A 23,879-nucleotide genomic window follows, 5' to 3' on the forward strand; every position below is an offset into this window, starting at 1 on the left:
CTACCGCTTCGTCAGGCCCTTGCCCTGAATGCGCCAGACCAGGAGGTCGATGCGGTCCTGGCCGAAGAACGGCTCGTTCTCGAATACGAAAGTCGGCACGCCCCAATGGCCTGATGCCGCGTGGTCCTTTTCGTTCTCCGCGATCACCTGCTCGTAGCGATCGGCGTCAGCTTTGATCGCATCATCCATCGCGGCGAGGTCGAAGCCGGCCTTTCCGGCGGCGCGCGCGAGATGATCGCCCTCGTTCCATCCCGCCACCGAGCCGTCCCAGAGCACGCGCGCGATCGCGGCTGTGAAATCGAGCGAGCGGCCCTCGAGCTGCGCCATGGCGCCGAGCCGGGTCAGGCGGTGGATGTACGGCTGCTCGGCCGCGACATCGAATGTCACCTTGTCCTGGACGATCGGATCGGGCCTCGGAAAGCGGAACGGAATGCCCTCGTGCTGCGCCACGCGCGTGCTGTCGAGTACCACATAGCGAATGAAGTTCGGGCTGGCCTTCTTGAAGAAGCCGGGCACGCGGACCGCGAGCGGATAGACCGGCCGCAGATTCACCGCGAGGTCATAATCTTCGACGAGCTTCAGCGTCTTCGGCAGTGCCAGATAGCTGAACGGGCTGCGGAAGGAGAAGAAGAGGTCGACAGAGAGTGTCATCGGGCCGGCTCCGCGATGCGTCCCATCATGCCGCGGACCACGAGCTTGTGGAAGGGCATGATGAGCGTGAGATAGGTGCGTCCGAGCAGATTATGCGTCCGCACCAGCGTGGTCGAGGTCACCCTGCGGTCCGCCGCCGTGCCCGCGACATCGACCACGATGCGGAAATCGAGGTGGGAATCGTCGAAGCCGGCGACCAGCCGCTCCGGCGTCTCGCTCAGCACCGGAAACAGGCCGATCAGCCCGCCCGGCGCCGGCGCGCCTTCGCCCGATGTCTTCAATCCGAACGGGCTCACCAGGATGTTGCGCAGGCGTATCAGCGCATCGATCCAGCGCGGTCCGTGCAGCACCATCCGTGTGCAGGCCTCGCGGGCATTCACTGCCGCTGCGCCGATCTCGACGCGAAACGCGTCGATGAACTGCGCGCCCGCCAGCACGGCACCGGCATCGACCTCAGGCGTGATTTCGCGGACTGTCCCGTTCATGCCGCCAATCTGCGCGTCAGCAACCGGAAGCGCAAGATCAGAAGGCCAGCATAGACGAACGATCCGATCGACAGCCCGATCCAGACGCCGACCGCGCCGAGATGGGCGTGGAAGGCAAGCCACCAGGCGATGGGAAAGCCGACGCACCAATAGCCGATCGCCGCGAACACCAGCGTCATCCTGGTGTCATTGATGCCGCGCAGGGCGCCGCCCATGATGGTCTGGAGCGCATCGGCGATGAAGAAGGTCGCGCCGACCAGCAGCAGCGTCGCGGTCAGCTCGACCGTTGCCGCCCCGGTCTCGCCGTGGCCGAAAAACAGCCGCCCGAGCTCGTAGCGGCCGAGGATGATGGCGACGGTCAGCGCGGAGACGAACGCGATCCCGAGCACGGAAGCAACCAGGCCAGCGCGGCGCACCGCGGCCGGGTCGTTGCGGCCGAACGCGTGGCCGACCCGCACCGTCGCGGCCATGCCGATGCCGAGCGGGACCATGAACAGCACAGCCGTGACCTGGAGCGCGATCTGGTGCGCGGCGAGCGCCGCTGTCGAGATCAATCCCATCAGCAGTGCGGCCGATGAGAACAGGCCGTATTCCAGCAGCAGGGAAAACGAGATCGGCGCACCGATCGCAATGAGCCGCCGCATCAGGGGCCAGTCGATCCGCCACAGGCGCGCAAGCGGCTGGTAATCGGCAAACGGCTTTCGCCATGCGGCGATGGCCAGCGCAGCGAGAAAGGTGCCGAGATTGACCAGCGCGGTCGCAAGCCCCGCGCCGAACAGGCCGAGCTGCGGCAGGCCGAACAGGCCATGGATCAGGGCATAGACCAGCGCGGCATTGACGGGGATCGCCGCGAGCGTGATCCACAGCGGCGCCTGCGGCCGGTTCACCGCGCTCATCATGCTGCGCAGCGCGATGAAGCCGAGCGCCGGCGCGATGCCCCAGGCCAGCCCGTTCAGATAGCGCTGGGCGAGCGCGGCGGACTGCGGCGCCTGGCCGAGCGCAAGCAGGATCTTTTCGCCGTAGAGCGGCGAAGCCATCATCGGCAGCGAGATCAGGAACGAGACCCACAGGCCGACGCGCAAGGCGTGTCGAAGCCGTTTGACGTCGCCCGCGCCGAACGCCTGTGCGGCCAGCGGCGATACCGCGGTCACCAGCCCGAGCCCGAAGGTGAAGCTGACGAAATAGACCGTATGCGCCAGCGCGGCCGCGGCGACCGCGTCCTCACCGAGCCTGCCGATCATCGCGAGGTCGGTCGTGATCATCGCGATCTGCCCGAGCTGCGTCAGCATCATCGGCACGGCCAGCCGCAACGTCTCGACGAACTCTTCGGCGAGATGATTCGGCGGCGCGCCGGCTTGCGGCTGCGATTGATGTTGGACGGTATCGAGCATGGCGGGCTCATTAGCACGGCCGAGCGACGAAAACATGGCCCGTGCTTCTTCTCCCTCGCCCCGCTTGCGGGAGAGGCGAAGAAAGAAGCCTCAGCTCTTTCGTTCCGGCACGCGCTTGATCTTGGCACCCAGCGCATTCAGCCGTTCCTCGATGCGCTCGTAGCCGCGCTCGATCTGGTCGGCGTTGTTGATCGTGGAGGTGCCCTCGGCGCAGACCGCCGCGAGCAGCATCGCCATGCCGGCGCGGATGTCGGGCGAGGTCATCGGCGCGCCGCGCAGGCGGCTGGGGCCTGCGATGATGGCGCGGTGCGGATCGCACAGCACGATTCGCGCGCCCATCGCGATCAGCTTGTCGACGAAGAACATCCGCGATTCGAACATCTTCTCGAACATCAGGATCACGCCCTCACATTGCGTGGCGGTGACGATCGCGATCGACATGAGGTCGGCCGGGAAGGCGGGCCAGGGCTGGTCTTCCAGCTTCGGCACGTGGCCGCCGAAATCGTCCTGGATCTTCAGCGTCTGGTTCGAGGGCACGATGAGATCGTCGCCCTCGACGCGGCAGACGATGCCGAGCCGCTCGAAGCCCATGCGGATCGAGCGCAGATGCTCGACGCCGGCGCGTGTGATGCGAAGCGGCGAGCGCGTCACGGCGGCAAGCCCGATCAGCGAGCCGACCTCGATATGGTCGGGCTGGATCCGGTAGGTGGTGCCGCCCAGCGTCGCCGGTCCGTGCACGATCATGGTGTTGGTGCCGATGCCCTCGATCCTGGCGCCGAGCGCGACCAGGAAATTGGCGAGATCCTGCACATGCGGCTCGGAGGCGGCGTTGCGCAAATAGGTGACGCCGTCGGCGGCCACCGCCGCGACCAGTGCATTCTCGGTCGCGGTGACGCTCGGCTCGTCCAGGAACACGTCGGCGCCGGCGAGCCTTGCCGCGCGGAATTCGAGCCGGTCGGTCGCCGTGACCTTGGCCCCCAGCTGTTCGAGCGCCAGCACGTGCGTGTCGAGGCGACGGCGGCCGATGACGTCGCCGCCGGGCGGCGGCAGCATCACCTCGCCGCAGCGGGCGAGCAGCGGGCCGGCCAGCAGGATCGAGGCACGGATGCGCACGCACAGCTCGGGATCGAGGTCGGCTGCGCGGATGCTCTTGGCGTGAATCCGAAGCGTATTGCGCGCGGTCCATTCCGCCGCCGCGCCGACCGAGCGGATCAGCTCGACCAGCGTCTCGGTGTCGCGGATCCGCGGCACATTCTCCAGCGTCACCGGATGCTCGGTGAGCAGGGCAGCGGCGATGATCGGCAGCGCCGAATTCTTGTTGCCGGACGGCTCGATCGAGCCCGAGAGCCGGTGACCGCCCTCGACGATGTACTGGATGGGCGCCACGGGGTTCTCGCTGTCCTGTTGAGTGGGCGGGGCTGCTTTGAAGCTGAAAATACAGAGAAACGAGCAGGGTAGCAATTCGGGCTTGATGACTACCAGGAAGGTGGTGCTCGCGGGGGAGGGCCGGGGAGAGGGTGTTTCCGCGGTGGGATTGTCGAGATTTACGCAGAGCATCCCGGCGAAGAGAAAACCCTCATCCGGCGCGCGCGGGACGACGCTTCGCATCGTCCGGGGCGGGTCGGCCCCTCCCGCAAGCGGGGAGAGGCGCAGCAAGCCCTAGATATCGATCGTCGCGCTCAGCGAATGTTCCTGGATGAAATCGCGGCGCGGCTCGACCACGTCGCCCATCAGCTTGGTGAAGATGTCGTCGGCCTCGTCGACCTCCTTGACCTTCACCTGCAGCAGCGAGCGCGCATTGGTGTCCAGCGTCGTTTCCCAGAGCTGCTCCGGGTTCATCTCGCCCAGTCCTTTGTAGCGCTGCAGGGTGACGCCCTTGCGGCCGGCGTCGGTGACGGCTTCGAACAGGTCGACCGGGCCGTAGACCATGTGCTCGGTGTCCTTGCGGCGCAGCTTGCCCGGGCGGGCATAAACGTCCTGGAGCTTCACCGTGTACTCGTCGAGCTTGCGGGCTTCGACCGAACCCAGGAAGGCGTCGTCGATGAGGGCGGCTTCCTTGACGCCGCGCACCGTGCGCTCGAACTGGAAGCCCTGGCCTTCAACGTATTGGCCGACCCAGCCGCGCTCGACCTCGTCGGCGAGCGTGTCGAGCCGGGCGGCGATGTATTGCGCGGCCGCTGCGGCCTTCTCCGGGTCGCCGTAGATTGCCTTGTTGAGCACGCCGGTGATGGCGGCCTGCTCGATCACCTTGCGATTGTAGCGGGTGTGCAGGCTGCGCAGGATGCCGCGGACGGCGCGGGCGTCGTCGATCAGCGAACGCAGGTCGCGGCCGGTGCGATCGCCGCCGGTGCCCGGAATATAGACGCAGTCGTCGAGTCCGGTGTCGATCAGATAATCCTCGAGCGCCCGCTCGTCCTTGAGGTACTGCTCGGACTTGCCGCGGTTGACCTTATACAGCGGCGGCTGGGCGATATAGAGATAGCCGCCGTCGATGATCTCGCGCATCTGGCGGTAGAAGAAGGTGAGCAGCAGCGTGCGGATGTGGGCGCCGTCGACGTCGGCGTCCGTCATCACGATGATCTTGTGATAGCGCAGCTTCTCGATCGAGAACTCGTCGCTGATGCCGGTGCCGAGCGCGGTGATCAGCGTGCCGATCTGCTCGCTGTGCAGCATCTTGTCGGGACGCACGCGTTCCACGTTGAGGATCTTGCCGCGCAGCGGCAGCACGGCCTGGAATTCACGGTTGCGGCCCTGCTTGGCACTGCCGCCTGCCGAGTCGCCCTCGACGATGAAGAGTTCAGACTTGGCCGGATCTTTTTCCTGGCAGTCGGCGAGCTTGCCGGGCAGCGACGAGACCGAGAGCGGGCTCTTGCGCGTCAGCTCGCGCGCTTTGCGCGCGGCTTCGCGGGCAGCGGCGGCCTGGATCACCTTGCCGACGATCATCTTGGCCTCGGACGGGTGCTCCTCGAACCAGGCCTGGAGCGCTTCGTTGAGGACGTTCTCGACCACGGGACGCACTTCCGAGGACACCAGCTTGTCCTTGGTCTGCGACGAGAATTTCGGATCGGGCACCTTCACCGACAACACGGCGGTGAGGCCTTCGCGGCAGTCGTCGCCGGTCAGCGCGATCTTTTCCTTCTTGGCGTGGGCCTCGGCATAGCCGTTGACCTGGCGCGTCAGCGCGCCGCGGAAGCCGGCGAGATGAGTGCCGCCGTCGCGTTGCGGGATGTTGTTGGTGAAGCACAGCACGTTTTCGTGGTAGCTGTCGTTCCACCACAACGCGGCCTCGACGCCGATGCCGTTGGCTTCCGCGCGCACCATGATCGGTGCCGGCACGATCGCCTTCTTGTTGCGGTCGAGATATTTGACGAATTCCTCGACGCCGCCCGAATAGTGCATCTCCTCGCGCTTCTCGACCGCGTGACGCATGTCGGAGAGGGCGATGTTGACGCCGGAGTTGAGGAAGGCGAGCTCGCGCAGCCGGTGCTCCAGCGTCGCGAAATCATATTCGATGTTCTTGAAAGTCTCGGTCGAAGCCTGGAACGTCACCTCGGTGCCGCGTCGGCCCGGCGCATCTCCGACCACCACCAGCGGTGCGACCGCATCGCCATGGGCGAATTCGATGTAGTGCTCCTTGTTGTCGCGCCAGATGCGCAAGCCGAGCTTGCTCGACAGCGCGTTGACGACGGAGACGCCGACGCCGTGCAGACCGCCGGAGACCTTGTAGGAATTCTGGTCGAACTTTCCGCCGGCATGGAGCTGGGTCATGATGACCTCGGCGGCCGAGATGCCTTCGCCCTTGTGGATGTCGACAGGAATGCCGCGGCCGTCGTCGCGCACGGTGACGGAATTGTCGGCATTGAGGATCACGTCGACGCGCGTGGCGTGGCCCGCGAGCGCTTCGTCGATCGCGTTGTCGACGACCTCGTAGACCATGTGGTGCAGGCCGGAGCCGTCGTCGGTGTCGCCGATATACATGCCCGGGCGCTTGCGGACAGCATCGAGACCCTTGAGCACGCGGATCGATTCCGCCCCGTAATCGCTTGGATTTGAGGGCTCGTTTTCGGCAGGCGTCTGCCGAGCAGGTTCTGTCATGAGAGGCCTTCGAGATGTCGCCCGAATCAGCCGCGCAAAAGGCGCTGATTTGCAGGCTATTTGTGCCATGAAAGACAGCTTGCGCCTAGCGCAAAGTATCCTCCAGCAACCCTTTGATCAAATAGGGGTTTTTTGCCGGTTTTCAAGGCGGTTGGAGGCCGTTTTTGGGCGCTGCGAAAAGCGCGATTCGCAGGGCTGTTCCGGGTCGCTCGAAGGCGTGGATTTTGCGGGGCGGCCGGATGGTTCCGAGGCGCCTGGAGCGCCTCGGAGGACGGACGGGTTCAGTACATCTGAAGCGGCAGCACGTCTCCGCTCGGACCCACCATGAGGCCCCAGGCATCGCCGGCGGCGACCGTGAGGGTCTCGGTACGGGCCGGGCGTCCGGGCATTCGCAGCGCGTATTGGTACGTGCCGGGCGGCAGGTCGAGCATCGGACCCTTCGGCGATTGCGGACCGCCGGCGCCGGCCGCGATCTTGATGGTCTGCTTGTTGATCGTCAGCGCAGCTTCCTTTGGCCCGATATTGCCAAGCATCAGCCTGGCCTGGCCGGGCCTCGGCATGATGTCCGCCTGGGTCGCGGCATCCGGATTCTTCTGCACCAGGCTGACCGTGGTCTCGCCCTTGGCGCGGCCGAGCTTGAGCGTGGCCGGGCCTTGCGGCGAGGTGAAGTCGATCTGCGCGCGCTCCGCGGACACGGTCGCACCGTCGGCCTTTTCCTGCCAGCCGAGCCTGGAAAGCTCCGCGCGGTAGAACGCCAGGACGTCGCCGAGCGGGGCCGGGATGCTGGCTGCCAGCTCGCGGCGGAACGGAATCTCGCTGCCTGGCAGTTTCGTGGTGGCAAGCGAGGTCGACGAGCGCTGTGTCGGCACGGGGAGTTGGGATTCGCTGTCGGGCTTGAGCGGCTCGGAGGACTTCGCCTCGGAAGATCTGGCCTGCACCTCCGGAGTGGCCTCCGGCTTGGCGGCAGCCACCATAAGGCCGGAACCGTTGGCGCGGACATTCACCTTCGGGCCCATCTGCATCACGGTCATCGAGATCGACTTGCCGCTCCTGGAAAACTCCATCATCGCCATGTTGGGCTGGTTGATGACGGAGGGCTGCTCTTTCCAGCCTGCGGGCTCCAGCGCCGCGCGATAGAACGCGGTGAGCGCCTTCACACTCGAGGTGGATGAGAATTCCAGCTGGCCGTTGTCGCCTTCGAACTTCACGCCCTCGGCGTTTTCGGGCAGCGGCAGCGGCGTCTTGCTGTCGGCGAGCGGATTGAGCGGCGTATCGGACAGCGCGGCCGCCTGCACCTTGCGCCTCGCTTCGTCGGCGGCGATCATCTGCTTGGCGACGGATGTTGCGTCGCTGAAGAATCTGTCGTCGGCTTCCTTCTTCGCCCTGGCGCGGGCCGCAAGCGCCGATTCCTTCACCTGCGCGGTCAGGCTGATCATGGTGAAATCATATTTGCGGCCGACCCGCAGCAAGCCGGTTTCCTCTGCCGTGGAGATCCTGATCGCCACCTCGTCGCCAGGCGCGAGCGGCGCGTTTCCATCCTCCTGCCAGCCGCGCGCGGCGAGTTCGCGATGATAAAAGGCGAGTACGGCGGGCAGCTCGGCCGTCGCGGCGGCCGTCATCTCGTGCTTGTTGGAGCTGGCGCTGCCCACGCCCGCCGCCCGCCTGGTGAAGCTCGGCCGGGGCAGGCCGGCGATATCGCTGTCGGCCTTGAGATCGACGGGAAGCGCGAAGGGCGCGACCCGGATGTCGACATTGGTCCGGCCGTCGTCGCGGCGCGTCAGCGTCAGCATGACGGGCTTCTGCTTGTAGAAGCCCGTCACCTCGTCGTCGGCATGGTCGTAGAACGCGCGCACGCCGTTCGGAATAGTCTCGTCAAGGCCGGCATTGGTCCAGCGTGCGGCCGCCTCGGGCGTGAGTTTCCGCCAGCCGATCGCATTCATCTGGCTGGCGTAGAAATCCGATGTCGCATTGAGCGCCGCAGGGGCGATGCAGCCGAGATAGGGCCGGGTGCCGTCGAACACGATGTCGCTGGCGCCTTCGGGAAACGGCACATTCGAATAGATGCGGTCGGTCGTGTAGTTGACGACAGACTGGTCGGGCCGGCCGGGCGCCTGCGTGAAATGAACCGAGAGGCCCTGCCGTCCCTTCTTCAATTTCAACGTAGTGCTCGTCTCCTCCAGCGGCATCACATAGGGCACCCATCCGTTGGCGCTCAGGAGTTTCCGGACCGCGGGCAATGTCACTGCGGCCGGCGTCGGCACACGATATTCGACCCGGTAAGGATCGGGACGCGAGGTGTCTTCCACCGCGCCTTCCAGCTGCGGCAGCGCGTGGACGTCGACGATGCCCCCGTCGGCAGCCGCCGCGATCGAGCAGCTCGCCGTCAGGAAGAGGCCGCACACAAGCAGCCGCCAGCGTGCCGGGACTTGCGTCCCGCGCGGGATCATCGGCATCGTCAAAGCTCCTGGATTTCGCGCGGGTCATCATTCCTCGCGCAATTGCGGGCCGCGACACCGTCGGCGCGGCCTCGAACGAGAAGTCGCGGCAGAAACCCGTGAGGTTCAATACAGCTGGAGCGGCGACCATGCCTCGCCGCCGCGCCCGACCGTGAGCTCCCAGGTGTCGCCGGCGGCGAAGGTGAGGATGTTCGTGGTGACTGCATGGCCCGGGACGCTCAGTTCATAGGAATATCTGCCGGGCGGCAGATCCAGCGCCACCGCGTTGGCGCCGCCCGCGCGCCGGATGGTTCGCTCGTGGATCGTGAGCACCGCTTCGGTCTCGCCGATATTGCTGAACACCACTTTGGCCTGGCCCGGCTCGGGCATGACGTTCGCCCTGGTCGCCGTCTCCGTATTCTTCTGCACGAGATTGACCAATGTGCTGTTGTCGTTGCGGTGCAGCTCCAGCGTCGCCTGTCCCAGCGGGGAGGCGAAGGCGAGCTGCGCGTGATCGGCGGTGATCACTGCGCCATCGGTCTTTTCCTGCCAACCGAGCTTGCCGAGTTCGGTGCGGTAGAAGGCGAGCACGTCGCCAAGCCTGGCGGGCACGGTGGCGTCGAGCCTGGTGCGCAGCGGCGCCTCGAAGCCGCTCGCCACCGTGGTGTGGATTCCTCGGTAGCTGTAACGGGTCGGTGCGGGCAGCCTGGCGTCGGGATCCGGCGTGAGCCCGGCCGAAAACAGCGCCGACAGATGCGGCACCCAGGCGCTGGCACTTGCGGCGAGCATGCAGCTCGCGAGCAGGACAAGGCCGCACGCAAACGCCAGCCATCGTGCCGGGACTTGCGCCCCGGGCGTTACCGTCCGCATCTCACTCTCCAGGGATATCGCGCGTGATGTCATCGCGACTGCAGCGGCTGCGACACCGTCGGCGCGGCCTCTGGCAACTAGTCGTGAGGAGAATGGGGCAGGTTCAAGGGCGGCGGTTGGAGACCCGTCCGCTCTCGACGTCAAAGATCTCGCCTCCGGCGCCGATATCGGCGAAGGCGGCCGGATCCGCGCCGGTCAGCCACACCTGTGCGCCGAGCTTGCGCAGCTCGTCGAACAGCGCGGCGCGCCGGTTCGGATCGAGATGGGCAACGACCTCGTCGAGCAGCAGCAGCGGCACGATGCCGGTCATCTCCGCGACCAGTGTCGCATGCGCCAGCACCAGGCCGATCAGCAGCGCTTTCTGCTCGCCGGTCGAGGCGTCGCGCGCCGGCATGCTCTTGGGTGCGTAGATCACCTGGAGGTCGGTGAGGTGCGGGCCGTCGGTGGTGCGGCCGGCGATCGCGTCGCGCGGACGGTTGTCGCGCAGGATCTGGCGGTAGCGGTCCTCGACCGACGTCGCGGTCTCCTGAAGCAGCGCGTTCTCCATCCAGCCGTCGAGCGCGATCTGCGCCGACGGAAACGCGGAAGCTTGCGCGCGCGCATTGAGCATGCCGGTCAGCCGCGCCGCGGTCTGGCCACGCGTCGCGGCGACGGCGACCGCGAGCTCGGCGGTCTCGCGCTCGATCGCGTCACACCAATGGTCGTCGTAATTGCGCGTCTCGAGCAGGCGGTTGCGCGAGCGCAGGGAGCGGTCGAGCGCAGAGATCCGGCTGGAATGCTCGCTGTCGATGGCGAGCACCAGGCGATCGAAGAAACGCCGCCGTTCGGAGCCGGCGCCCATGAACAGCCCGTCCATCGCCGGCGTCAGCCACACCATGCGGATGTGGTCGCCGAAGGCGGTGGCCGAATTGACCGGCTCGCGGTCGATGCGGCAGCGCCGGCTGACCGCGCTATCTGCCCGCGGCGGATCGATACCGGTGCCGAGCGTGGCCAGGCCCAATGCGCCTTCGATCTGCGCGGAGAGCGCCCAGGAGCCGTCGCCCTGGTTGTCGGCGACGTCTTCCAGCGTGGCGCGCCGCAGGCCGCGGCCCGGCGACAGGAACGAGATCGCCTCGATGCAATTGGTCTTGCCCGCCCCGTTCGGCCCGACCAGCGCTACCATGTCAGCCGCCGTCTCGAGCCCCGCCGCCCGATAATTGCGAAAATGCGTCAGCGTCAGGCGATGAATGCGGGAGGGGGTCATATCACTCTGTCATTGCCGGGCTTGACCCGGCAATCCATCGCCCGCCTCAGCGGGCAATTTCATCATATAGGTCTTGCCAAGCGGGATTGCTCTTCACGATCAGATCGATCTTCCACTCGCGCGACCAGTGTTTCATGTTCTTTTCGCGCTGGAGGGCAGCGGCGATCGTGTCGTGCGCCTCGAAATAGACCAGCGTCTTCACCCCGTCGCGTTTGGTAAAGCCATCTACCAGACCCTCGCGATGTTCGTAGACGCGTCTGATCAGATTGTTGGTCACGCCGATATACAGCGTTCCTCCGGGCTTACTGGCGAGGATGTACACCCAATAGGTCATCTTGTTTGATGGATGGCCGGGTCAAGCCCGGCCATGACGAGAGGAGAGAAATAGCCCTCACACCCGCATCGGCATCAGCACGTACAGCGCGCTCTTGTCGTCGCGGTCCTGCACCAGCGTGGGCGAGCCGGGGTCGGCGAGCCTCAGCGTTGCGACGTCGCCTTCGATCTGGGCGGCGATGTCGAGCAGGTAGCGGGAGTTGAAGCCGATATCGAGGGCGTCGGAGGCGTATTCGACCTCGAGCTCTTCGGTGGCGCTGCCGGAATCCGGGTTGGTCACCGACAGCACCAGCTTGCCTGGCGACAGCGACAGCTTCACCGCCCGCCCGCGCTCGCTGGAGATCGTGGAAACGCGGTCGACCGCGTTCTCGAAGTCCTTCTTGTCGACGACGAGCTCCTTGTCGTTGCCCTGCGGGATGACGCGGCCATAATCGGGGAAGGTGCCGTCGATCAGCTTCGAGGTCAGCACCACATTGCCGATGGTGAAGCGGATCTTGGCCTGCGACAGCTCGATCGTGACCTCGGCCTCGGCATCCTCGATCAGGCGCTGCACCTCGCCGACGGTCTTGCGTGGCACGATCACACCCGGCATGCCGTCGGCGCCCTTGGGCTGGACCAGGTCGAGCTGGGCGAGGCGATGACCGTCGGTGGCGACGCCGCGTAGGGTGGCGGCGGTCGGCGTGCCGGCGGCGTGCAGATAGATGCCGTTGAGATAATAGCGCGTCTCTTCCGTCGAGATGGCGAACTGGGTGCGGTCGATCAGCCGCTTGACGTCCTTGGCGGCGAGGTTGAACGAATGCGACATGTCGCCGGCGGCAAGATCCGGGAAGTCATTCTCCGGCAGGGTCTGCAGCGTGAAGCGCGAGCGGCCGGCGCGGATCGCCAGCACGGCGCGGTCGCCGTCGGCCTCCAGCACGATCTGCGATCCATCAGGCAGCTTGCGCACGATGTCATAGAACATGTGCGCCGGCACGGTGGTGGAACCTGCGGTCGCGGTCTCCGCAGGCAGCGTCTCCGTCACCTCGAGGTCGAGGTCGGTCGCCTTCAGCGACAGTTTCGTGTTCTCGGCGCGGACCAGCACGTTGCCGAGGATCGGGATCGTGTTCCGGCGCTCGACCACGCGGTGGACATGACCCAGCGACTTCAGGAGTTGCGCGCGCTCGACCGTAACTTTCATTGCACTACTCGCCCGATCCCCAAGAAAACCAGTGAAAACCTGGTGAAAACCCAGTGTTGGAAAAGCCGGGCGGCGGGACGCGCGCCACGGCACCGAAAGACCCCGACAGACCGGGTCATCCAGTCGATATGACCAAAGCCGTCAGGGTCGCGCAAGGTGGCGCGGAAAGCCATCCGTTTCAAGGGATTGCGGGGCAGTTCCCCACGATTTACCGGCAGAAATGAAGACCGCCGCCCAGGCATGGCCGGGGCGGCGGGAGAATGGCAGCAGCACCAGGCGTTTATTCCTGAAGCTGGCGCTTCAGCGCCTCGACTTCGTCTGACAGCGCGGTGTCCTTGGAGACCAGTGCCTCGATCTTGCGCACGGCGTGCAGAACCGTGGTGTGGTCGCGCCCGCCGAAGCGGCGGCCGATCTCGGGGAGCGAACGCAGGGTCAGCGTCTTGGCGAGGTACATCGCCACCTGGCGCGGACGGACCACGTTGGCGGTGCGGCGCGAGGACAACAGGTCGGAGCGGCTGACATTATACTGCCGCGCCACCACGCGCTGGATGTCCTCGATCTTGATCCGCTTCGGCTCCTGCGGGCGGATCAGGTCGCGCACCTCGTGCTCGGCCATCTCCAGCGTCACCGGCCGGTTGTTGAGTTTCGAATGCGCCAGCAGGCGGTTGATAGCGCCTTCCAGATCCCTGCCGTTATGGGTGATGGCGCGGGCCAGATAGGTCAGCACCTCCTCGGGCACCTCGAACGTCGCATGATGGGCGCGAGCCGCCGCGACGCGCGACTTGAGAATGCCGTGCCGCAGCTCTTCGCCGAGGGAGCCCATCTCGACCACGAGACCGCCGGCCAGTCGCGAGCGCACGCGATCGTCGAGGCTTTCGAGATCGGACGGCGGACGGTCGGCCGCGATCACGACCTGGCGGCCGGCGTCGATCAGCGCGTTCAGCGTGTGACAGAACTCGGCCTGCGTCGACTTGCCCTGCAGGAACTGCAGATCGTCGATGACGAGCACGTCGATGCCGCGCAGCGCCTCCTTGAAGGCGAGCGCCGTCTGCGTCTTCAGCGCGGCGACGAAGCCGTACATGAATTTTTCCGCGGTCAGGTACAGCACCTTGCGTTCGTTGCCGGAATTGCCGGCCCAGGTCACCGCCTGAAGCAGATGCGTCTTGCCGAGGCCGACGCCGGCATGGATGTAGAGCGGGTTGAACATGACCGGGTCGCCGCGACGGCCCTCGGCGACCTGGCGTGCCGCCGCATGTGCCAGCGTGTTGGAGCGGCCGACGACGAAGCTCGCAAAGGTCAGGCGCGGATCGAGCGGCGAGCCGCCGAGCGCGTCATGATTGGCGGAGACCGGTGCGGTCGCGGTTGAGCGCAGCTCGGCGGCGGGTGCGCGGCGCGTCTCGACCGGCGGGGGCGCTTCCTTCGGCTGTGCGACCGGGCGCACGGCCGTGCGAACGGTGAGATCGATGCGATGCACCTCGGGCATCTCGGCCTGCCAGCACGACAGCACGCGCTCGGCATAATGAGCCTGAATCCAGCTCTTCAGGAAGCGCGTGGGAACCGAGAGCCGCACGCTCTCCTCCTGCACGCCTTCCAGATCCATGCGGGCAAACCAGCTCGTATAGACGTCTTCGCCAACGTTCGAGCGCAGCCGGCTCTTCACGCGTGACCAGCGATCCTGTTCCGATGTGTTCATCGTTTGAAACTTCTATTGAGAGATAAAGTTGCGTTGTGAGCGCCATGCAGGGTCCCTGCCGGGATCCCCGAAACGGCGCGACCTCAAAGCGAGTCCATCGTCAGGCATGGCTCGACCGTTCGGCGAAAACGCCGCGTCCGATCAGCGATGTCAGAGATGGAGGGTCGCGAGGTCAGCGCGTACTCGGCGCTCCGTCACAGGCGGGAGGCTGGGTGTCCGACGGATTTAGAACGGCATCGTTGGAATTTGAGACTTGTTTCAATACCGCGTTGAGTCCGTAAGACATGATACCTCCCCGTCCTGCCGTGATTGCTCACGGCAAGGTCCTGCGTGTCCTGAAGACAACCACGACCAAAGTCGCTTATGTCCTGCCCGTCTGTCCTGTTCGCCCGCCCGGCTACGCCATCAGTCGTGTCGGGGTAGCTTCGTGACATCTCTCATTTGCGCTGGCGCGAGCGAGATCGAGAAATCTCGCTTGGAGACATTCAGACAAAGAACTACCATTCCCACATTGCTGTAGGTTTTGAACCGACAATCGCTTGTTGAAGCGCCGCCTACGTGCACACCGCCGCCGATTTGCACGCTCGCCCCGTTTCTAAAACCGCGCTGGTCTCAAGATCGTGGGCGCTGCGGACGACTTAAGGAATACACCAAGCGGAAAGACTCGCAACGAAATTGATTCACAGTAGAGGCGTTAAAAAACTTGATCTGCGTTAACGCGGCGCGCGAGTTGTTCACAGGGTTGAGACCAAGGTTTTGAATCAGCGTAGAGAATCGAGAGAGCGACGCGTCGTGTGACAATTCCCGGGCGGCGACCAAAAATATTTTACAAAAGCGTCACGCGAGTGCCGCGGGACCTCATTTTCCAAATGCTTGGCGTCACTATGTGGATAAGTGATTATCTGAGCATCGTTTTTTGAGTCTCGTTCCGAAGGGTAACTCCACCGCGAAACGCGCTACGGTGAATCTACGGTGTGAAGAACTAGCTTGCGCAGCAATTGCATTTGTGCCCGTCCCGCAGGGCTTTTCGCAATGCAGTGAGAGTTTCCGCTGTGGCAAAAACATCGACAGGTAAAATTACGGGCGCCGCATAGCGAGGACGACGAGAGTCTTCCAACGAAAGATGGGTCGCCCGACGACTGCGAGCGCGAATTGCGGCAGACAACAAAAAGCCCGGCGTGAAGCCGGGCTGATTGACGAGCGCGATGCTCGATGGGCTCAACCGATCGGATGACCCGACCAGCTTGCTCGACGTTACTTCGCGAGCTTGGCGATCTGCGCGGTGAGGCGCGAGACCTTGCGGCTGGCGTTGTTCTTGTGAATGATGTTGCGTTGCGCGGCGCGCATCAGGGCAGGCTCGGCATTCGCCAGCGCCTGCGTCGCGGCGGCGCGATCGCCGGTCTTGATGGCTTCTTCGACAGTGCGCACGACGCCGCGCATCTGGGTGCGGCGCGACTTGTTGACGGCAGTGCGGCGGGCGATCTTGCGCGTCGCTTTCTTGGCGGAGGTGGTATTGGCCATGGTCTCTATATCCTTTGCGGTACCGGTCGCGTCTTGTTCGGGTAGCGCCGGCTGCTTGACCGCTTGATCGACGCTCGGATTTAGGGTGTTCGATTGCTGGGCTGTTCCCGGAGCATGAGCGACAGCCTTGCGGGCCGTCTCTGAGGCTCCAAAGAGCCATTAAAAGCTCAAGGCGCCTGCAACTGCTCAAAGAACAGCGGCGGCAGGATTGCGCCCGCCGCCAGTTGGCGCCCTTATAGAGAGGGTCTGCGGCACCGTCAACGCCTTCCCGGCCTGGAAACGGGCCTTGAGCGCCGAGAGGCGTGCCGTAACGCCCTGAAGAGGTTGAATTTCTGCCGTCTCCCCGCTATTGGCTGGCGGAGTTTGACGGGTCGTCCGATCGGACGACCATGTGGGGTGAGGCATGATCCGCGGCTTTTTCCGACTGGTTGGGCTGCTGCTGCTCGCCGGCGGTTTCATCTTCATGGTCTATGACGGCGCCCGCTGGGTGGCCGACCAGACCCTGCGGTTCACCCGGTTTGGCCAGTTCTGGAACGACATCAATCAGGCCAGCCAGACGGCGTTCCGCACCTGGGTCGAGGCCAAGGCGCCCTGGCTCTGGACCTCGGTGATCCGCCTGGTGCTGGATCAGCCGGTCTTCGCCGTCCTTGGCATTCTGGGCATCCTCCTGATGATCCTGTTCCGTCCGCGCAAGCCGCTGATCGGCTATTCCCGGGATTGATCTTTCAATTCCCGCGACTGAGCTTTCGCGCTGGCGGCGGCGTAACAGGGCTGCCCCTTCGCGCGTAAAGACCTATATTCCCACTTGATCGCGAGCACGCCGTCTGAGTCCTTCTTCTTGAATTGGCTCAAGCGACGAACAGCTCGTTGCGGAGGCCCAATCATGCTGTTCATGCGCAAGACCACCGCATTGCCGAGCGCAACTGAGGCGCTGCCCGGCCGTGCACAAGCCATTCCGACCGCGACCACCCATTTCGTCAACGGCAGCAAGTTGCAGCCGCCTTATCCCGCCGGCCTCGAGCAGGCCGTGTTCGGGCTCGGCTGCTTCTGGGGCGCCGAGCGCAAGTTCTGGGAACTCGGCGATGGCATCTACACGACCGCCGTTGGCTATGCCGGCGGCCATACGCCGAACCCGACCTATGAAGAGACCTGCTCGGGGCGCACCGGCCACACCGAAGTGGTGCTGGTCGTGTTCGATCCGAAGAAGATCTCCTACGAGAGATTGCTGAAGACGTTCTGGGAGAGCCACAACCCGACGCAGGGCATGCGCCAGGGCAACGACGTCGGCACGCAATACCGAAGCGCGATCTACACGCATTCCGATGCGCAGAAGAAGGCGGCCGACGAATCCAGGGCGCTTTATCAGAAGGCGCTTGCCGCCAAGGGTCTCGCCGCCATCACCACCGAGATCGCGCCCGCCGGTGAATTCTATTTCGCCGAGGATTACCACCAGCAATATCTGGCGAAGAATCCCGCCGGCTATTGCGGGCTCGGCGGCACCGGCGTGTCCTGTCCGATCGGCGCGGGCGTGAGCGCGTCAGTATAAAGCACCGGGTCGTGCTTCTTGCTGACCCTCCCCTGGAGGGGGAGGGTCGCTACGCATGCAGCGAAGCGAAATGCGTAGCGGGGTGGGGTGACGGTCTCTCCACATCGAACACTGCCCGAGCGGAGAGATCACCCCACCCTGCTCGCGCGATCGACCCTCTCTTTCCAGGGGAGGGTAAGAGCAGCATCACCGCACTCCCCTCAACGCTTTATTAACCATAACCGGTGCATCACTGAGGCTGTCTCGTTCCGAGGAATAGGTCCGGTGCCGGTTGCACGCGCGTTTCGATGGTCGATCTCGGCAGCGTTCCTGGCAGCGTCCGCCGCGCTGACCCTTGGCGGCTGCATGCAGACCGCTGGCCCCGTCGCGATGGTGCAGCCGCGCGCCGATCTCGACACCATGGTCTACGGTCAGCCCTACGGCGCGCCGCAGCCGGTCGTCGTTGCCAACAACGGCGGCGGCGCGATCAGCGCGCTGACCAATTCCTTTGCCTCTTCGCCCGCGCCCATGCCGGTCGGCTACGCCGCGCCGATGGGGGCGCCGGTGCGCTATGATGCCTCCTACCATCTCGACGCCGGCGACAAGCTGCGCGTCGTGGTCTACGGCCAGGAAGGCCTCACCAACAGCTACGCCATCGACGCCGGTGGTTCGATCACGATGCCGCTGATCGGCGGAGTGCCGGCACGTGGCCGCACCCCGGCAGGACTCGCCGGTGAAATCGCCGCGCGACTGCGCAACGGCTACATCCGTGAGCCCTCGGTCGCCGTCGAGGTCGAGTCCTATCGGCCGTTCTTCATTCTCGGTGAAGTCTCCGCGCCCGGCCAATATCCCTACGTGCCGAACATGACGGTCGAAAGCGCCGTCGCCATCGCCGGCGGCTTCTCGCCCCGCGCCAAGCGCGACGTGGTCACCGTCACCCACACCGAAGCCGGCGGCTCCATGCGCGCCGTGGTGCCGCTCGGCACGCCCCTGAGCCCGGGCGACACCGTGTTCGTCGGCGAGCGCTGGTTCTAGGCTGGCTTCAGCCCGACTCTCTCTTCTCGTCATTCCGGGGCGCGCGAAGCGCGAGCTATGGTGCGCAATTGCGCACCTGAGAATCCATTGATCCACCGTCGTTGATGCCCGATGGATTCCGGGCCTGCACCGCTTCGCGGCGCATCCCGGAATGACGGCGGTGAGAGCTGGCTACACCAGATGCTTCGCGAAAAATTCCATGCTGCGTGGCCACGCGATGTCGGCACTCGCCTTGTCGTAGCTCGGTCGCTCGTCGCAATGGAAGCCGTGCTGGGCGCCGGGATAGATGAAGACCTCGACGTCCGGCCGCTTCGCCTTGACGGTCTCGACATCGGTCAGGGGAATGCCGGAATCCTTCTCGCCGAAATGCAGCTGCGTCGGCACCTTCGGCGTCTCGTCGGCGAAGCGCACGACGGCGCCGCCGTAATAGCCGATCGCGGCCTTCAGGCCGCTCAATCGCGTCGCCGCGACAAAGGCGACGCTGCCGCCGAGGCAAAAGCCGATGATGCCGACCGGGCCGACGCTCTTCACCGCATCGATCGCGGCCTGCGTGTCGCGCAGCATCGCCTCCCAGTCGGGACTGGCGACGAACTTGCGCGCTTCGGCGATCTCGTCGGGAGTATAGCCCGACTGGAAGTTCGGCGAGGTGCGGTCGAAGATCGACGGCGCGATCGCGACATAGCCTTCCCCAGCTAGGCGATCGCAGACCGAACGGATGTGACGATTGACCCCAAAAATTTCCTGGATCACCACCACGGCGCCCTTCGGGCTGCCTGCGGGATCAGCGCGATAGGCGCCGAGCTGGAAATTGTCGGAGGCGGTGAGCTTGATGTCTTGTCCCACGCGGGTTGTCCTTCTTGGTTGGTCGTCGATCACGAACTCCGCTCTCGCCCCTCATCCTGAGGAGCTTGCGCAGCAAGCGTCTCGAAGGATGCAGGCCGAGAGGTGGCAGCGGGGGCCTGCATGGTTCGAGACGCGCGTTCCGCGCTCCTCACCATGAGGGGACAGGCCTACTCCCACATCCAGTTCTCGCCATAGTCCTCTTTCCATCCCGCCAGGCGTCCATGACGGAATTGCAGGAACAGACGGTGGCGATAGGGGATCAGGCCGCTGCCACCGATGTTGCGCAGGGCGAGGTAGATCTCGTTGCCGGGCCGGCCCCGCACATATTGCAGCTTCTGCCCGAGCACGCGCGCGGCCTGCCCGGCATCCATGCCGAAGGCGAGCGGCGTGTTGTTCGACAAGGTCTCGGCGAAGGGCCGGCGCGACGGAATCGTGCCGAAGGCCTCGGCCTGCGCGGACGCAGACATCGCTAGCCACATCGCGCCCGCAGCCAACATCGCCCGCTTCATTGCCTGTGTTCCCGTCCGACCTTCTATCCCGGCAAGTTCTTCAGGAAAGGCAGCACCGCGTCAACAAAAGCCTTGGGCTGATCGATGTTGACGGCGTGTCCGGCCGCGGGGATCACGACCTTTTGCGCGCCGGGGATTTTCGCGGCCATGTAATCGGACGCGGCGAGGAATGGTGTGTCGTCGGCGCCGACCACGATCAGACTGGGCACCTTGATGTCGGGCAATAGCTCGATCACGCGGGTGTCGCGCTGGGTCAGCATGCCGCGCGCGGCGAGCGCCAATCCGCTGGCGTTGCGATGACTCGCGGAGGCGCGCTCGCGCGTCGCCGATTTCAGCATGTCGAGGCCTTCGCGATCCAGCCTGTCGGCGGTGCCCAGCGCCCGCGCGTTCCAGGCCTCGCGCGCGTCGTCCTTCTTGAAGCCGGGGCCGGTGTCGATGATCAGCAGCGCGCGGGCGGCTTGCGGATGCGCGCGATAGAAGGCGAGCGACATGTAGCCCCCGAGCGAAAGGCCGCCGATGATGGCGCGCTCCGCGCCGATCGTATCGAGGATTGCCGCCATGTCACCAACGGTCAGCGCTTCGCTGTAGGCCTTGGGGTTGTCGGGATAGTCGGACTGGCCGTGGCCGCGCATGTCCCACAAGATCAGCCTGTGGTCCCTGGCCAGCGCATCGACCTGCCCATGCCACATCGCCGAGGTCGAGGAATAGCCGTGGGTCAGCAGCAGCGGCGGACCCTCGCCGTGAACCTCGTAGTAGATCCCGACGCCGTCCCGATCGATCTTCGGCATTTCGCCCACCCTTATTGTTCTGGTTCGTCGCTCATCCTAGCCCGCGCAGTTACTCGGAGGAAACCGCCGCGGTCGCGACGGCACGCATGACTGGCGTGATGTCTGTTGCGTCCAGCCGCTGCGCACTCGTCGTTCTCGCAGCGCACAACACTGAGCTGTCGAGATTGTCTCGATCGATTCCAGATTGCATTTGCCTCAACGCCTGAACGCTATCATTCTTGCGATCAAGGCGAGCGCCGGCCCGGTGGGTGTCCGCCAAGACAAGTTGCCGCCGTAAGCGGCTTCATGCACCGGCGGGGGAAGACGCCTATGCCAACGCTCACCATCAACGGGCGGAGTCTGTCCGTGGATGCGGCAAACGACACGCCGCTCCTTTGGGCTATCCGCGAACAATTGCAGATGACCGGCACCAAGTTCGGCTGCGGTGCCGGGCTGTGCGGTGCCTGCACCGTGCACGTCAACGGCGAAGCCGTGCGTTCGTGCCAGACCCTGGTCGGCGATGTCGCCGGCAAGAAGATCACCACCATCGAAGGCCTCGCCGCCAAGGGCGATCATCCCCTGCAGAAGGCATGGATCGCCGAGCAGGTGCCGCAATGCGGCTACTGCCAGTCCGGGCAGATCATGCAGGCGGCATCGCTGCTCGCCAAGAATCCCAATCCGACCAAGGACGAGGTCGTGGCGCATATGGACGGCAATCTCTGCCGTTGCATGACCTATTCGCGGATCCAGAAGGCAATCATGCGCGCCGCCACCGAGATGCGCACCGCATCCGCTTCCGGCAACGAGCGGAGGCCCACATGAACAAGCACGTGAAGAACGTCACCCCCGAGGCGGCCGACCTCAGCCGTCGCTCCTTCCTTGTTGGCACCGCCGCAACCGGCCTCGTCCTCGGCTATGCCGGCGTGCCCGGCATCGGTGAAGCGCTCGCCGCGCCTTCGAACTTCGAGCCGAGCGTCTGGTATGCGATTGCGCCCGACGGTCTCGTCACCGTCACGTGCGGCAAGGCCGACATGGGCCAGCACATCGCCTCCACCATGGCACAGATCGTGGCCGAGGAGCTCGGTGCAAAGTGGAGCGACATGCGGGTCAATCTCGCCTCCAACGATCCGAAGTTCAACGACCCCGTGCTGGGTGCCCAGATCACCGGCGGCAGCTGGTCGACCATGATGAACTTCGACGCGATGAGCCGGGCGGGTGCGGCCGGACGCATGGCGCTGACCGAGGGCGCTGCCGCCGCGATGGGCGTGCCGGCCTCGGAACTCGCAGTGCGCGATTCCATGATCGTGCACGCGAAGTCGAAGAAGCAGATGTCGTTCGCCGATGTCGTCAAGAGCGGCAAGGCGACGAAGACCTTCACGCCGGACGAGCTGAAGGCGATCAAGCTGAAGACCCCCGATCAATACACCATGATCGGCGTATCGGTGCCGCAGCTCGACATTCCCTCCAAGACCAACGGCACGGCCAAATACGGCATCGACGTGATGCTGCCGGGCATGGCCTATGGCGCGGTGGTTACGCCGCCGGTGCGCTTCGGCGCCACAGTGAAATCGGTCGACGACTCGGCTGCGAAGAAGGTGCCGGGCTTCATCAAGGCCGTCACCCTCGACGACAAGACCCAGACGACGTCGGGCTGGGTGGTCGCGGTGGCCAGCACCTACGCCAATGCCAAGAAAGCGGCGCAGGCGCTGAAGATCGCCTATGACGCCGGTCCGAATGCGAAGGTGTCGAGCCAGTCGCTGCTCGATGAGGCCAAGCGGCTTCAGAAGCTGGAGGATTCCGGCCAGTTCTTCGTCAAGGACGGCGATCCCGCAGCCGCATTCGGCTCGGCGGCCAAGGTGGTGGAGGCGGAGTACACCACCAGCATCAACATCCACGCGCCGATGGAGCCGATGAACGCCACCGCGGAGTTCAAGGGCGACATCCTGCACGTCTATTCCGGCAACCAGTTCGCGACGCGCTCAGGTGCGATCGCGGCGGGCGCTGCCGGGATCGATCCGAAGTTCGTGGTCATGCACCAGATGTGGCTTGGCGGCGGCTTCGGCCGCAGGCTCGATGCCGACATGATGATCCCCGCCGTGCAGGCGGCGAAGGCGGTCGGCAAGCCGGTGAAGGTGATCTATACGCGCGAGAACGACATGACGATGGATTTCTCGCGTCCGCTCACCTACCAAAAGGTCAAGGCCGGCGTGGATGGTGACGGCAAGCTCGTCGCGCTCAGCCACGACGTGGTGTCGGCCTGGCCCACCGCGCGCTGGGGGATCCCCGATTTCCTCACGCCCTCGGTCGACAAGAAAGGTCCACTCGATTCCTTCACGGTGAACGGCGCCGACTTCTTCTACACCGTGCCCAATCACTATGTGCGCGCGATCAAGAACGAGCTCGCGCACAACGCCACCCCGTCGGGTCAGCTCCGCTCGGTGGCGCCGGGTTGGACCTTCTGGGCAGTCGAAAGCATGATCGACGAGATCGCGGCTGCGACCAACCAGGATCCGGCGCAGTTCCGCATCGCGCTGCTCGACGGCAAGGGCAAGAACGACGGCGGCGCACAGCGGCTGCGCAACACGCTGCTCGCCGCGATGGGGCTCTCCGGCTACGGCACCAGGCAATTGCCGAAAGGCGAGGGCATGGGCGTCGCCTGCGTGTCGTCGCAGGAGCGCGCGACCGCGAGCTGGACGGCTTGCGTCGCCCACGTCGCGGTGGCGCCGTCGGGCGAGGTGACGGTGAAGAAGCTCACTGTCGCAACCGACGTCGGCACCCAGGTGCATCCCGACAACATCCGCGCCCAGGTCGAGGGTGCGGCGCTGTGGGGTCTGTCGCTGGCGATGTACGAGAAGGCAACGCTCAAGGACGGCGGCATCGAACAGACCAATTTCGACAGCTACACGCCCTTGCGCATGAGCCAGATGCCAGAGGTCGCGGTCGCCGTGATCGCCAACGGCGAAAAGGCCACCGGCGTCGGCGAGCCCGCCGTCACGGTGGTCGCCCCCGCCATCGGCAATGCCATCTTCAACGCCAGCGGCGCCCGCATCCGGGCGCTGCCGATTACGGCCGAAGCCGTGAAGGGCGCGATGAAGGCGTAGAACTGGTTGCGATCGTGACTTCAGACGGTCCGCCGGAGGGCAGCCTCCGGCGGATTTTTCGTCCCGGAAAACTCAATATTTACAATGGCCGGTCTACTGTGCATGGGGTTGTTTTTGCCGTTCTGACCGGACGCGCGGGAGCCGATACCTAAAATTACCCCCAATTCCGCAAGGCTCCCTTGAGCACGCCTCTTAAGGCCCGGAG

At 65.2% G+C, this 23,879-nt stretch carries 20 protein-coding genes; 5 read left to right on the forward strand and 15 right to left on the reverse strand.

Going from position 1 to position 23,879, the window contains the following annotated elements:
• The 12 genes from WHZ77_RS00880 to rpsT all read right to left on the reverse strand — a co-directional run bounded on the left by WHZ77_RS00880 (position 1) and on the right by rpsT (position 15,894).
• A complete protein-coding gene (locus WHZ77_RS00880; protein WP_375311966.1) occupies positions 1–651 on the reverse strand; it encodes a 2-hydroxychromene-2-carboxylate isomerase in 651 nt (216 codons plus the stop codon).
• Positions 648–1,136, reverse strand: a complete 489-nt coding sequence (locus WHZ77_RS00885) for a DUF2867 domain-containing protein (RefSeq protein ID WP_375311967.1) — start codon at positions 1,134–1,136, stop codon at positions 648–650. The genes WHZ77_RS00880 and WHZ77_RS00885 overlap by 4 nt, the downstream gene beginning before the upstream one ends.
• Entirely contained in the window at positions 1,133–2,527 is a 1,395-nt protein-coding gene (locus WHZ77_RS00890) for an MATE family efflux transporter (protein ID WP_375311968.1), read from the reverse strand. Before WHZ77_RS00890 ends, WHZ77_RS00885 begins: the two co-directional genes overlap by 4 nt.
• A 90-nt stretch (positions 2,528–2,617) precedes the next feature.
• A complete protein-coding gene (gene murA, locus WHZ77_RS00895; protein ID WP_375311969.1) occupies positions 2,618–3,913 on the reverse strand; it encodes a UDP-N-acetylglucosamine 1-carboxyvinyltransferase in 1,296 nt (431 codons plus the stop codon).
• 273 nt (positions 3,914–4,186) lie between these two features.
• The gene (gyrB, locus tag WHZ77_RS00900) at positions 4,187–6,622 is read right to left on the reverse strand and encodes a DNA topoisomerase (ATP-hydrolyzing) subunit B (RefSeq protein WP_375311970.1); all 2,436 of its coding nucleotides are present in this window, start codon (positions 6,620–6,622) and stop codon (positions 4,187–4,189) included.
• 281 nt (positions 6,623–6,903) lie between these two features.
• Positions 6,904–9,075, reverse strand: coding sequence for a hypothetical protein (locus WHZ77_RS00905; protein WP_375311971.1), 2,172 nt, complete (start codon positions 9,073–9,075; stop codon positions 6,904–6,906).
• A gap of 108 nt (positions 9,076–9,183) precedes the next feature.
• On the reverse strand, positions 9,184–9,927 hold the full coding sequence (locus WHZ77_RS00910) for a hypothetical protein (protein ID WP_375311972.1): 744 nt from the start codon (positions 9,925–9,927) through the stop codon (positions 9,184–9,186).
• 103 nt (positions 9,928–10,030) lie between these two features.
• Entirely contained in the window at positions 10,031–11,170 is a 1,140-nt protein-coding gene (recF, locus tag WHZ77_RS00915) for a DNA replication/repair protein RecF (protein ID WP_375311973.1), read from the reverse strand.
• A gap of 46 nt (positions 11,171–11,216) precedes the next feature.
• Positions 11,217–11,504, reverse strand: a complete 288-nt coding sequence (locus tag WHZ77_RS00920) for a GIY-YIG nuclease family protein (RefSeq protein ID WP_375311974.1) — start codon at positions 11,502–11,504, stop codon at positions 11,217–11,219.
• Between the two features lie 57 nt (positions 11,505–11,561).
• Complete coding sequence (gene dnaN / locus WHZ77_RS00925; RefSeq protein ID WP_375311975.1) at positions 11,562–12,680, reverse strand: DNA polymerase III subunit beta; 1,119 nt, start codon at positions 12,678–12,680, stop codon at positions 11,562–11,564.
• A gap of 280 nt (positions 12,681–12,960) precedes the next feature.
• Positions 12,961–14,373 carry a chromosomal replication initiator protein DnaA gene (gene dnaA, locus WHZ77_RS00930; protein WP_375311976.1) on the reverse strand — a complete coding sequence of 471 codons (1,413 nt, stop codon included), beginning with the start codon at positions 14,371–14,373 and terminating at the stop codon, positions 12,961–12,963.
• 1,254 nt (positions 14,374–15,627) lie between these two features.
• Positions 15,628–15,894: a 30S ribosomal protein S20 gene (rpsT, locus tag WHZ77_RS00935; RefSeq protein ID WP_151645560.1), complete on the reverse strand. Its 267-nt coding sequence runs from the start codon at positions 15,892–15,894 to the stop codon at positions 15,628–15,630.
• A gap of 403 nt (positions 15,895–16,297) precedes the next feature.
• Between rpsT and WHZ77_RS00940 the strand changes: the two genes are divergently transcribed.
• The 3 genes from WHZ77_RS00940 (at position 16,298) to WHZ77_RS00950 (ending at position 18,454) form a co-directional block, all read left to right on the forward strand.
• Positions 16,298–16,615 (forward strand): hypothetical protein, encoded by a 318-nt coding sequence (locus WHZ77_RS00940; RefSeq protein ID WP_375311977.1) that lies wholly within the window; start codon positions 16,298–16,300, stop codon positions 16,613–16,615.
• A gap of 162 nt (positions 16,616–16,777) precedes the next feature.
• Complete coding sequence (msrA, locus tag WHZ77_RS00945) at positions 16,778–17,440, forward strand: peptide-methionine (S)-S-oxide reductase MsrA (protein ID WP_375311978.1); 663 nt, start codon at positions 16,778–16,780, stop codon at positions 17,438–17,440.
• Between the two features lie 264 nt (positions 17,441–17,704).
• The gene (locus tag WHZ77_RS00950) at positions 17,705–18,454 is read left to right on the forward strand and encodes a polysaccharide biosynthesis/export family protein (RefSeq protein WP_375311979.1); all 750 of its coding nucleotides are present in this window, start codon (positions 17,705–17,707) and stop codon (positions 18,452–18,454) included.
• Positions 18,455–18,625: 171 nt separating this feature from the next.
• Here WHZ77_RS00950 and WHZ77_RS00955 read toward each other — a convergent pair whose 3' ends face one another.
• The 3 genes from WHZ77_RS00955 to WHZ77_RS00965 form a co-directional block, all read right to left on the reverse strand.
• Positions 18,626–19,297 (reverse strand): dienelactone hydrolase family protein, encoded by a 672-nt coding sequence (locus WHZ77_RS00955; RefSeq protein ID WP_375311980.1) that lies wholly within the window; start codon positions 19,295–19,297, stop codon positions 18,626–18,628.
• A 167-nt stretch (positions 19,298–19,464) separates the two neighbouring features.
• Positions 19,465–19,806, reverse strand: coding sequence for a hypothetical protein (locus tag WHZ77_RS00960; protein ID WP_375311981.1), 342 nt, complete (start codon positions 19,804–19,806; stop codon positions 19,465–19,467).
• A gap of 23 nt (positions 19,807–19,829) precedes the next feature.
• Positions 19,830–20,594, reverse strand: coding sequence for an alpha/beta fold hydrolase (locus WHZ77_RS00965; RefSeq protein WP_375311982.1), 765 nt, complete (start codon positions 20,592–20,594; stop codon positions 19,830–19,832).
• A gap of 309 nt (positions 20,595–20,903) precedes the next feature.
• Between WHZ77_RS00965 and WHZ77_RS00970 the strand changes: the two genes are divergently transcribed.
• Together WHZ77_RS00970 and WHZ77_RS00975 are read left to right on the forward strand one after the other, a co-directional pair.
• On the forward strand, positions 20,904–21,395 hold the full coding sequence (locus tag WHZ77_RS00970; RefSeq protein WP_375311983.1) for a (2Fe-2S)-binding protein: 492 nt from the start codon (positions 20,904–20,906) through the stop codon (positions 21,393–21,395).
• On the forward strand, positions 21,392–23,674 hold the full coding sequence (locus tag WHZ77_RS00975) for a molybdopterin cofactor-binding domain-containing protein (RefSeq protein ID WP_375311984.1): 2,283 nt from the start codon (positions 21,392–21,394) through the stop codon (positions 23,672–23,674). The genes WHZ77_RS00970 and WHZ77_RS00975 overlap by 4 nt, the downstream gene beginning before the upstream one ends.
• Positions 23,675–23,879 lie beyond the last annotated feature (205 nt).

Source organism: Bradyrhizobium sp. A5 (assembly GCF_042076515.1).
Classification (GTDB): Bacteria; Pseudomonadota; Alphaproteobacteria; order Rhizobiales; family Xanthobacteraceae; genus Bradyrhizobium; species Bradyrhizobium cosmicum.